Origin of the sequence: Flavobacterium sp. (assembly GCF_043780635.1) — a bacterium.
Lineage (GTDB): Bacteria > Bacteroidota > Bacteroidia > Flavobacteriales > Flavobacteriaceae > Flavobacterium.
This window is the reverse complement of record NZ_JAYWCK010000025.1, coordinates 1-10464: the sequence shown is the minus strand read 5'-3', so window position 1 is coordinate 10464 and position 10464 is coordinate 1. Positions and strand designations below refer to the sequence as shown.

At 32.4% G+C, this 10464-nt stretch carries 11 protein-coding genes and 1 tRNA gene; 7 read left to right on the top strand and 5 right to left on the bottom strand.

Going from position 1 to position 10464, the window contains the following annotated elements; translation table 11 throughout:
• On the top strand, positions 1-865 hold an 865-nt coding region (locus tag ACH2BV_RS02065), incomplete at its 5' end, for a DUF5597 domain-containing protein (protein WP_395048936.1).
• A gap of 296 nt (positions 866-1161) precedes the next feature.
• Here ACH2BV_RS02065 and ACH2BV_RS02060 read toward each other — a convergent pair.
• The 5 genes from ACH2BV_RS02060 to ACH2BV_RS02040 all read right to left on the bottom strand — a co-directional run bounded on the left by ACH2BV_RS02060 (position 1162) and on the right by ACH2BV_RS02040 (position 5144).
• Positions 1162-1235, bottom strand: a tRNA-Arg gene (locus ACH2BV_RS02060).
• 106 nt (positions 1236-1341) lie between these two features.
• The gene (locus ACH2BV_RS02055; RefSeq protein ID WP_395048935.1) at positions 1342-1485 is read right to left on the bottom strand and encodes an SsrA-binding protein; all 144 of its coding nucleotides are present in this window, start codon (positions 1483-1485) and stop codon (positions 1342-1344) included.
• A gap of 74 nt (positions 1486-1559) precedes the next feature.
• Complete coding sequence (locus tag ACH2BV_RS02050) at positions 1560-3443, bottom strand: M56 family metallopeptidase (protein ID WP_395048934.1); 1884 nt, start codon at positions 3441-3443, stop codon at positions 1560-1562.
• A 4-nt stretch (positions 3444-3447) separates the two neighbouring features.
• Entirely contained in the window at positions 3448-3804 is a 357-nt protein-coding gene (locus ACH2BV_RS02045; protein WP_395048932.1) for a BlaI/MecI/CopY family transcriptional regulator, read from the bottom strand.
• A 113-nt stretch (positions 3805-3917) separates the two neighbouring features.
• Positions 3918-5144, bottom strand: a complete 1227-nt coding sequence (locus tag ACH2BV_RS02040) for an MDR family MFS transporter (RefSeq protein WP_395048930.1) — start codon at positions 5142-5144, stop codon at positions 3918-3920.
• A gap of 207 nt (positions 5145-5351) precedes the next feature.
• Here ACH2BV_RS02040 and ACH2BV_RS02035 point away from each other — a divergent pair, with 207 nt between their 5' ends.
• The 6 genes from ACH2BV_RS02035 to ACH2BV_RS02010 all read left to right on the top strand — a co-directional run bounded on the left by ACH2BV_RS02035 (position 5352) and on the right by ACH2BV_RS02010 (position 10286).
• Entirely contained in the window at positions 5352-5954 is a 603-nt protein-coding gene (locus tag ACH2BV_RS02035) for a DUF1684 domain-containing protein (protein ID WP_395048928.1), read from the top strand.
• Positions 5954-6625 carry a TatD family hydrolase gene (locus tag ACH2BV_RS02030; protein ID WP_395048927.1) on the top strand — a complete coding sequence of 224 codons (672 nt, stop codon included), beginning with the start codon at positions 5954-5956 and terminating at the stop codon, positions 6623-6625. Before ACH2BV_RS02035 ends, ACH2BV_RS02030 begins: the two co-directional genes overlap by 1 nt.
• Before the next feature lie 136 nt (positions 6626-6761).
• Complete coding sequence (locus ACH2BV_RS02025) at positions 6762-7493, top strand: ThiF family adenylyltransferase (RefSeq protein WP_395048926.1); 732 nt, start codon at positions 6762-6764, stop codon at positions 7491-7493.
• A complete protein-coding gene (locus ACH2BV_RS02020; RefSeq protein WP_395048924.1) occupies positions 7490-8416 on the top strand; it encodes a geranylgeranylglycerol-phosphate geranylgeranyltransferase in 927 nt (308 codons plus the stop codon). Before ACH2BV_RS02025 ends, ACH2BV_RS02020 begins: the two co-directional genes overlap by 4 nt.
• Complete coding sequence (locus ACH2BV_RS02015; protein WP_395048922.1) at positions 8409-8993, top strand: Maf-like protein; 585 nt, start codon at positions 8409-8411, stop codon at positions 8991-8993. Before ACH2BV_RS02020 ends, ACH2BV_RS02015 begins: the two co-directional genes overlap by 8 nt.
• Before the next feature lie 195 nt (positions 8994-9188).
• Positions 9189-10286, top strand: coding sequence for an AI-2E family transporter (locus ACH2BV_RS02010; RefSeq protein WP_395048921.1), 1098 nt, complete (start codon positions 9189-9191; stop codon positions 10284-10286).
• Positions 10287-10464 lie beyond the last annotated feature (178 nt).

The window sequence follows — 10464 nt, the reverse complement described above, 5'->3', positions numbered from 1 at the left end:
ATATGCAACTTATATCAATTTTGTTGCAAAGTCCGGTAGAGACCAATATAATTTACCTATGATGGTGAATGCTTGGATTGTTCAAAAACCAGAAGATTTGCCAGGAGTTTATCCTAACGGAGGTCCAGTTTCTAGAGTGATGGATATTTGGAAAGCGGCAGCTCCAGATATTGATATTCAATCACCGGATATCTATTTGTCAAATTTCAAGGAAATCATTTCTATGTATCACAGAGCAGATAATCCTTTGTTTATTCCGGAGTCTAAGGCAGAAGCAGGAAGAGCTTATTATGCTTATGGAGAACATGATGCTATTTGTTTTTCGCCGTTTGGCATAGAAGATGCATCAGATGATTTCTTTTTAAAAAAATCATGTGCGGTGTTAAATGAAACACAACAATTAATTCTAAAGTATCAAAGTACTGGAAAAATGAAAGCAGTTTTAAAAGAAGGAAACGAACAATCTGCTGAATTGACACTTGCAGATTACAAATTAAAAGTGATTTACGAAAAACCAGACGAGCCTTGTTTTGGAATAATTATTCAAACCACAGAGGAAGAATTTACGGTTATTGGAATGAATTTAAAAATCTTTTTTGAATCAGCCAAAAAAGGAGAGATTGGTCATATCGGACAAGTGTGGGAAGGTCGTTATGAAAAAGAACAATGGATTCCAACTCGATTGATGAATGGCGATGAAACATGGCACAATGCAGTAGTAAGAGTTTTTGGACGTACATTTAAGTCTTCGGTAGAACTTACCAATGAAGAAAAAAAACAAGGAAACCCGAATACTTATTCACCAGAAACAAAAAAAGTGATTACTACGCCAGGGGTTTATAAAGTTTTGACTTATAAGCGTTAAATAGTTTTATAAATATAAGTCTTTGAGCAACATCCAATAAAGCTCTGCCTTGAAAAAGGAAAAGTCCAAAAATAATTTCAAGTAAATTTGATTATTTTTAGGTTTTTTCTTTTTATTCGTGACCTTGACAGATTGACTCCGTCTTTCCAGATAAAGTTCCGTAGTGGAAATTGAAAGCTTTCTCTTAACTGGATTTTGCTCCGCAACATCCAACAAAGCTCCGCTTTGAAAAAAGGAAAAGTCCAAAAATAATTTCAAGTAAACTTGATTATTTTTAGACTTTTTGTTTTTATTCGTGACCTTGACTGGATTCAAACCAGTAACCTCTTGAGCCGTAATCAAGTGCGCTATTCAGTTGCGCCACAAGGCCTATTTTGTGGGTGCAAATATAGGTAATTTTGCCAATCTTGCAAACCTAAATGTGAAATTATAGTGAAATATTTCTCAAATTACAAATATGCATCAAAAACCTACATTCATAAATCTAACGCTCTTGTAGTTACATAATAGCGATAGCCAATGATTGCCATTTGCCATTTCTTGGCTTTGCTAATATCCAAACCGTTTTTAGTAAAACTAGGAAGGAAAAGTCTGTTGATTTTGGCTAATATTTTAAACATAGATGATTTTTTTTTCAAAGATATAAAAAAAGACGGTATTGATTAGAACCGTCTTTCTTGAGTTTAAGGAAATATTACTTCCCTTTTTTTGCGTTCATCTTGGAATGATATTCTTCCATTTGTTGCTCGTAGATTTTCATTTTTTTATCAAAATCCTCCATTGCAGCATTAAAGGGTTCCATTTGTTTGTCAAATTCTTCCATTTTTTTGTCAAAAGCCTTCATTTCTGGTTCCATAGCTTCCATTTTTTTATTGAAATCTTCCATTTTACTTTCATATTCTTTCCAAGCTTTTTTGTCTCCAGTAATTGGGTCGCCTTTTGGAGCTTTTGGAGTCTTTGGAAATACAGGTGGTTTTGGGGATTTTAATGTAAATGAAGGTGGTGTTGGTGGCGTCGGTGGAGTTGGAATATCAATATTATCCGCTGATTGATTGATTATTTTGGTTGTGATTCTAATTGTTTTTTCATTTTTATTGACATCCATTTTAGTAATGGTGTTTTGATCTAAAAGCAAAAGTTCGTTTTTATCTGCTTTTTCGTCATCAATATAAATGTCATTCTCATTTAGCGTTTTAGAGAAATTTTTAGTGACAATTCGAATGGTTCCTTTGTCGGATTTTTTAATTACATCCATACTTTCAATTTCATTTGGATCTAGCTTATCTAACTCTTCCTGACTCGATTTTGAACCGTTAATAAAAATTTCTTTATCCGCAGATAAAGGTGCATTAGGAGAAATTAAGACATTTTTTTTGTTTAACACAGTGTCATCTGTAGCAAAATCAACAGTTAATAATCCATTTTCATTCTTTGAAACTATAATGCCAAATGATTTTATTGCCTCGGTTCCTTTGGTTACCATTTTTTTTGAAATTTCTTTGCCTTTGTTTAAATCTACTTTAATGGCAATCAATTCGTTCTCCGAATTTCTTTTTACTTCTGAAAAAGAAAGTGTAACATCGTATTTTTCCTTTAAAGCATTAGTTTTTTCTTTTAATTCTGCATCTGTGGTGTTTTTGTTTATTTTGTATATATCCACTGAGTTTTCAACTGGTTTTGAATGTTCAACCGCTGTAGATTCGGATTCTCTCTCCTGCGCAATTACTTTCACCTGAAAGAAAAAGATAAATGCTCCCAATAACGGAAATATTAATGCATACTTCCAATAATTCCTTTTGTTTGATTGATTTTTGTTTAACATAACGATTCGTTTTTTGATTAATGATTGATAAAAATGATTGGTAATGGCAACACAATTTTCCTGCGTTGTTATTTTTAAAAGCGTGAATTGGTAGGCTTTTTTGTCTAATATTTTTTTTGAAGCTTCGCTATCGGCGATAAATTCCAGATTTTGAGCGATGGCATTTTTGTACAACCACATCAACGGATTGAACCAAAAAACAACACAAAATAACCTCGAAATTAAAACATCTAATGTGTGATTTTGTGTGCTATGCACTTTTTCGTGTTCTAAAATGTTTTCTAATTCCGTGTCGCTGTATAAGGTTGAATTATAAACAATATAATTGAAATAGGAAAAAGGAGAAACATTTTCTGCTACATTGATAAATTTATAATCGGCCTGTTGCTGAATGGTTTTGCCTTTCAGAATCTTGGATAAACTATAAAAATCAAAAGCAAATTTCATCAAGAACACCAGAATTCCAAATGAATAAACAATTCCAAAAATGATATACCAGTTGATTTCAAACGCATCATTTTCAATAGGAGTTGTCGCTGGAATTTTCGACCAGTCAAAGGTTGTTGGGCTTGGATTTACCCAAATTATTTTTGTAAAAACAACCAATGGTAATATAACCGAGCTGATTAATCCCGCCAATAAAAACCAACGATTGCTGTTGAAAAAAGTCTCTTTTCGCAACAAAATATAGTAAGCCAAATAAAAAATTCCTATGAGACTACTAGATTTAATGCCGTAAATGAATAGAGTTTCCATACTATTACTTTTTTTCGATCATAGTTAAAATCTCTCGTAATTCTTCGGCTGATATTTTTTCTTCTTTGGCAAAAAAGGAAACCATATTTTTATAGGAACTATCAAAATAAGTATCAATCGCCGTGTTCATAAACCGTTTTCTATAGTCTTCCATTTTTACGATTGGGAAGTATTGATGAGTGTTACCAAAAGCATTGTGCGACACAAATCCCTTTTCTTCCAAATTTCTAATTATAGTCGAAAGGGTATTGTAATGAGGATGTTCTTCAGTTATTTCTGCCATTACTTCTTTTACAAAAGCTTTTTTTAGCTTCCATAAAATTTGCATAATTTCCTCTTCTTTGTTGGTTAGTTTTTGCATAATTGTATTTTTTTTGTCATCTTGAGAACAAATATACAACTATATTTTTAGTTGATTAACTATTTTTATAGTTATTTAACTAAATTTTAAGTTTTGAATAAAATAAATGAAATTTATGCTGGAATTCTATTTTCTGATAATAGCATTCTATTCAGCCAAACCGAACAAAATAAGGCTAACATTCCTAAACTTCCCATCACAATCCAGTTGGTTTGATACCCAAAATGCGCGATGATATCTAGTCCAGTTTTAGAACACGCAATATGAGCTAAGCTAAAACTCATCGTAAATAAACCCATGTATTGCCCTTCTTGACCTTTTGGTGCTCGGTTCAACGCCACAGCATTAGAAAAAGGGAAAGTAAAGATTTCTCCAAGGGAGAGTAATACAATGCTGATGACCAAAATAAAGACCCAAGAATCAATCAGTAAAATATAATATCCTAATGCAACGCATAAAGCACCGTAAGAGATGATTTTAATTTTATTGATTTTTTTCCTTTCAATAATACTCACAATGGGCATTTCTAATAAGAAAACTAAAAGTCCGTTTAAGGAAAGAAGCATTCCGGTATGAAATTCTGATAAACCAAATTTTTCATGATGATACAAAGGAATTGTTGTGAATACTTGAAAAAAGACCATAGCGACGATAAAAATGGTGAACAATAGTAACCAAAAAGGTTTGTCTTTGTATATCGATTTTCGGTTTATTTTTGCAGGTAATTCACCAATTTCAAGCGGAATTTTCTTTTTCTCTTTAACACTAAATGCAAAAATTAAAATAGCAATGATACAAGTGCTGCCATCAATCCAAAACAGACCTTGGTAACCCATACCAAGAATAATCAATCCACCTAATGTAGGTCCGGCTGCAAAACCAAGATTTACAGACAAACGAACTAAAGACAGTGCTCGAACTCTATTTTCAGGCTTGGCATACATACTCAAGGAAACAAACATTGCCGGTCTGAACATATCTGCAATCGCCATTATAGTAAACATCCCGAAACATAATCCCCAAAAACTTGTAATATATTGCAGGAGAAAAAATAGTATGCCACTAGTAAAAAGACTGAAAATCATAATCTTATAAAAGCCAATTTTATCTGATAATTTACCTCCAAGCCAAGAGCCTAACATTGATCCTAAACCAAAGGCTACCATAATCCATCCCACTTGACCATAAGTAAAATGCAAATTTTCTTTTAGGTATTTGGACAAAAATGGCAAAACCATCGTGCCTGCTCTATTGATAAAAGTTATGATTGCCAGAATCCAAACTTCTCGCCTAAAGCCTTTAAAATTATTGATGTAACTACGGAGTCCTGATCTAAGCATATAGAAATTTCTAGTTTACAAATCTACAAAGATTTTCAGGAGCTTCTTCCAGCTATTCGTTTCAATCTTTTATTTTTTTAAAGAAAAAAAATAAAAGGATTTCCACTTTTATCTGGGCTAGGATTCGCCAAACATAAATCATTCTTTCCAAAATATAAACTTTGTGCCTTTCTAACTTTTAAACTATTTTTGCTTAAAATTTATAAAATGAGAACTATTCTAAGCTTGGTTTTTTTAACGGTATTCACTTTTGGTTTTGCGCAGGAAAAATTTGATGTTGCCGCAGTCGAAAAATTCCAAAAAGATTTAAATATTGAATATGCCGATGCAAAGACAAGTCCTTTAACAACCGAAGATTTAGCAGTTTTTAAAACCTTGGATTTCTATCCCATAAACGAAAAATTCTTTGTGGTAGCTAAATTTGTCAGAACTGAGAACGAAAAACCTTTCGAGATGAAAACCTCCACCGACAAAAGGCCGATGTATGTAAAATATGGGGAAGTCTCTTTTTCTATCGATGGAAAATCATTCAAATTAAACATTTACAAAAACATAGAATTATCCAAAAAAGAGGAATATAAAGACTATTTATTTTTGCCATTTTCAGATTTGACTTGTGGCAATGAAAGCTACATCGGAGGAAAATATATTGATATGAAAACGCCAAAAGGAGACACAATCGCCATTGATTTCAATACTTCATACAATCCTTATTGTGCATACAGTCATAAATATTCTTGCCCAAAAGTGCCTTTAGAAAACGACTTGAATATTGAAATAAAAGCTGGAGTTAAGAAATTTCACGACTAATGCAATTCTTCAATTTACATACACACAAATTCACGAATCAACCGGATGTGGTTGAATTGGTCAATCAATATCCTCAGGAATTTGATGCGGCAGTTCCGTTTTATACCATCGGAATTCATCCTTGGTATATTGACGAAAACCAACTAGAAAAGGATTTAGAAGTAATAGAAAGTAAGTTGCAGGAAAAAAACTGCCTTGCGCTTGGCGAATGTGGATTAGATAAACGAATAGAAACGCCGTTAGATTTGCAACAAACCGTTTTCGAAAAACAGTTAATATTGGCCGAAAAACACCAAAAACCAGTCGTGATTCATTGCGTTGCGGCTTTTCAGGAAGTGATCGAAATCAAGAAAAGATTGAAAATCACGGTTCCAATGCTGATCCACGGATTTTCAAAAAACGAACAAGTTGCCAAACAATTAATAGAAGCTGGATTTTATATTTCATTTGGAAAATATTTATTATTGAATCCGGAATTGGAATCGGTTTTTAAAAATATTCCTAACGATAGATTTTTCCTGGAAACAGATACGATTGAGGAAGGAATTCGAGAAGTTTATACCTTGGCAGCAAAATATAAAGAATTAGAATTAAACGAATTGCAAAAAATTATAAATAGAAACTTTAAAAAGGTGTTTTTGTCATTTCGACCATCGGGAGAAATCACATAACGAGAGCAACTAATGAGATTTCTCCTGCGTCGAAATGACAAAATTAAAGAAATCTATTCTTTACTTAATGACATTAAAAGTGCACTTGCGTAACATTTCATAAACTCTAAACAAAAAACGATAAACCAAAAACACAATGGCAGAATGGACAGAAAGAGCGGAGCTCTTATTTAAAGCAGAAGGATTAAATAAATTAAGAAACGCAAATGTTTTGGTCGTGGGATTGGGAGGCGTTGGATCTTTTGCTGCAGAATTTTTGGCAAGAGCCGGAGTTGGAAAAATGACGATTGTTGATGGCGATATTGTTGACATTACTAATATTAACCGACAATTACCTGCTTTGCATTCGACAGTAGGAGAACCCAAAGTAACTATTGTTGGCGACCGATTGATGGATATCAATCCGGAATTAAAACTCACCAGAATTAAGGAATTTCTATCCCCAGAACGCGCTTTCGAAATAGTTTCCGATGAATATGATTATGTTTTGGATTGTATTGACAGCATTACACCAAAACTGAATTTGATTATCGCTGCCAAGCGCAAAAGAGTGAAAATAATCAGCAGTATGGGAGCAGGAGGGAAGATGGAAGCTTCGAAAGTTCACGTTTCTTGTATTACTAAAGCGACCAATTGTATGCTGGCAAAAACCATCCGTAAGCGATTAAAAGTCGAAAAAATTGATAAGCTAAAAGTGGTTTCATCGTCAGAAATTCAAGATCAAAGCAGTTTGAAAATGACCGATGGTTCAAACTTCAAGAAATCTTTTTACGGAACCAATAGTTATATGCCGGGATTATTTGGCTTATATGCCGCAGAAACCGTAATTCGATATTTACTTAAAAAGGAGCAATCACTAAAAAAATGAACTACCTAAAACTAATACGCTACCAAAACCTGTTGATGCTAGCATTAATGCAGCTTATTTTCAGGTATGGCTTTCTGGAATTGCAAAATATTCCTTTGGCATTAGCTGATTGGAAATATGGATTATTGGTTTTGGCAACTGTTTGTATTGCCGCAGGTGGTTATATTATCAATAATATTTTTGACGTAGAAACCGATGCGGAAAACAAGCCTGAAAACGTGATTGTTGGCAAGTTTATTTCTGAAACCAAGGCTTATAATCTGTATATTGGTTTTACTGTAATTGGAGTTGCAATTGGTTTTTATTTGTCGAATGTAATCGACAAACCCAGTTTTGCATCAATATTCATAATCATTGCAGCAACGCTTTATTTTTATGCCACGAGCTTAAAACAAAGTTTGCTTATTGGCAATATTATTGTGGCTATGTTACTCTCGTTTAGTGTTATTATTATTGGAATTTTCGATTTATATCCTATGACAAATGACGAAAACAGATCTGTTATGGGATTGCTTTTTGGTATACTTTTAGATTACGCCATTTTTGCTTTCATCATTAATTTTATTCGGGAAATTATTAAAGACTTGCAAGATGTTGAAGGAGATTCTAACCAAGGAATGAGTACGTTACCCATTGCTTTTGGAACTAAAAAAACATCAAAACTTGTTTTTGGATTGAGTTTTATTCCCGTGATATTAATCCTGAATTACATCAATTCGAACTTGTTTTCGGCAAATTTATTCTTTGGAACAATATTCGGATTAGTTTTTATATTGGCTCCATTATTATATTTTACTATTAATATTTGGTCTGCTAATAATCAAAAAGATTTTCATCATTTGAGCACTGTTCTAAAATGGATCCTGTTTTTTGGAATACTTTCGATTGTGGTCATTAGTTTAAACATAAAATACAATGCTTAAAAATAAATTACAAAAATACAAGTTGATTTTGGCTTCGGGTTCGCCAAGACGCCAGCAATTTTTCAAGGATTTAGACTTGGATTTCGAAATCAGGTTGAAAGAAATCGAAGAAATTTACCCGCCTGAACTAAAAGCGGAAGAAATTACAAACTATCTAGCGAAATTGAAAGCCAGTGCTTTTGAAGGAGAATTAAATTCCAATGAAATCCTGATTACCAGCGATACCATTGTATGGCACAATAACAAAGCATTGGGTAAACCAAAAGACGCCCAAGATGCTTTTGACATTCTGAAATCATTGTCAAATGCGACTCACGAAGTTATTACTTCGGTTTGTTTTAAAACCAATATAGAATCAACTGTAATGTATGAAGTGACCAAAGTAACTTTCAATGAATTGAGCGATGAAGCCATTCGCTATTATATAGAAAATTACAAACCTTTCGACAAAGCAGGAGCATACGGAATTCAGGAATGGATTGGTTTTGTTGGGGTTTCAAAAATTGAAGGTTCTTATGCAAATGTTATGGGAATGCCCACAGATAAAGTTTATGAATATTTGAGTAGTTTGTCCTAAATATTTTGTTGTGTTTTGCTTTATAAAAATCAAAATTTCAAATCATTTTGCCTAAATTATAATCTGTGAATGTGGCAATTATATAAAAAATATAAAAAATAGTGTAACGATTACTGCCTAAAGAATTGTGATATTTGCAGATTAATCATTTGATAATTTCAAGAGATTTTAGTGTTAATTTGAAACCAAAATGATATGTACAACACGATCAAATTCCCCTTTTATATCAGACTTGCATTTATGGTTATAAGTTTGATTGGTATTACCTACATTCTCTGTATGGGGAAAAGTATCTTGATTCCTATTTTAATGGCTTTTTTGATTGCCGTGTTATTATTGCCAATTGTCCATTTTTTAAATTCGAAATTAAGATTTCCAAATGTTTTGTCATCAACAATAGCCGTAATTATTTTTGTATCCCTAATTTTAGGAATTCTCGCTTTCATCTCTTATGAAATTAGTGATATAGCTGATGATTTTGCCGAAATTAGAAAAAATATTAATCTTTTTATAGTTGATATTCAGCGATATATCAGGGCAAATTTTCACGTTAGTTTGTGGGAACAAAGAAAATATATTGATGATGTAACTCAAGATTCTTTCAAAAAAGGAAAAGAAACCATTGGGACAACTATACTATCTATAACTGATACTATTTTGGATTTGACTTTGATACCTATTTATACTTTCCTGATTCTTTTATATAGAAACCATTTTATATTGTTTCTTGCAAAATTATTCAAAAAAGAATATCACGTCAAGTTGCAGGAAATACTGTCTCATATAAAAGGATCTGTTCAAAGTTATATTTCGGGTTTGATTTTTGAAATGATAGCAGTCTCAGCATTAACGTGTATTGGCCTTTATTTTATAGGTGTTAAATACGCTATTTTATTAGGTATTATTACAGGAATATTAAATCTTATACCTTATGTCGGGATTCTGGTTGCTGGGGTTTTGACCATTTTATCTTCCTTAACTGGCACTCCAGAATTATCCCTGATTTTAGGAGTAATCATAGTAAATATTGTTGTACAAATAATTGATAATAATATCCTTGTACCTTTAATTATAAACACAAAAGTTCAAATAAATGCTTTTGTATCAATAATAGGAATCATCATTGGTAGTCAAATTGGAGGAATTGCGGGAATGTTTTTGGCTATTCCAATATTAGCCATTCTAAAAATAGTTTTCGACAGAATAGAATCTGCTGAACCTTGGGGGTATTTAATGGGTGATAATTTGCCAAAAACCTTCATCTGGAAATCTAAAAAAGTCAAAACTGAATAATTCAGAATTAATGATAAACACAATTAATTAAATGTTGTAATTATATATTCAATTTAGCATAAAGAGAGTTCCTATTTTGGGAGGGCACTGAAAAACATTGCTTATTTTGATTAGCGTTGTTTTCAGACAATAAAAAAGTACTTGTAACAGGATTTTAAAATCCTGTTACAAGCACTTT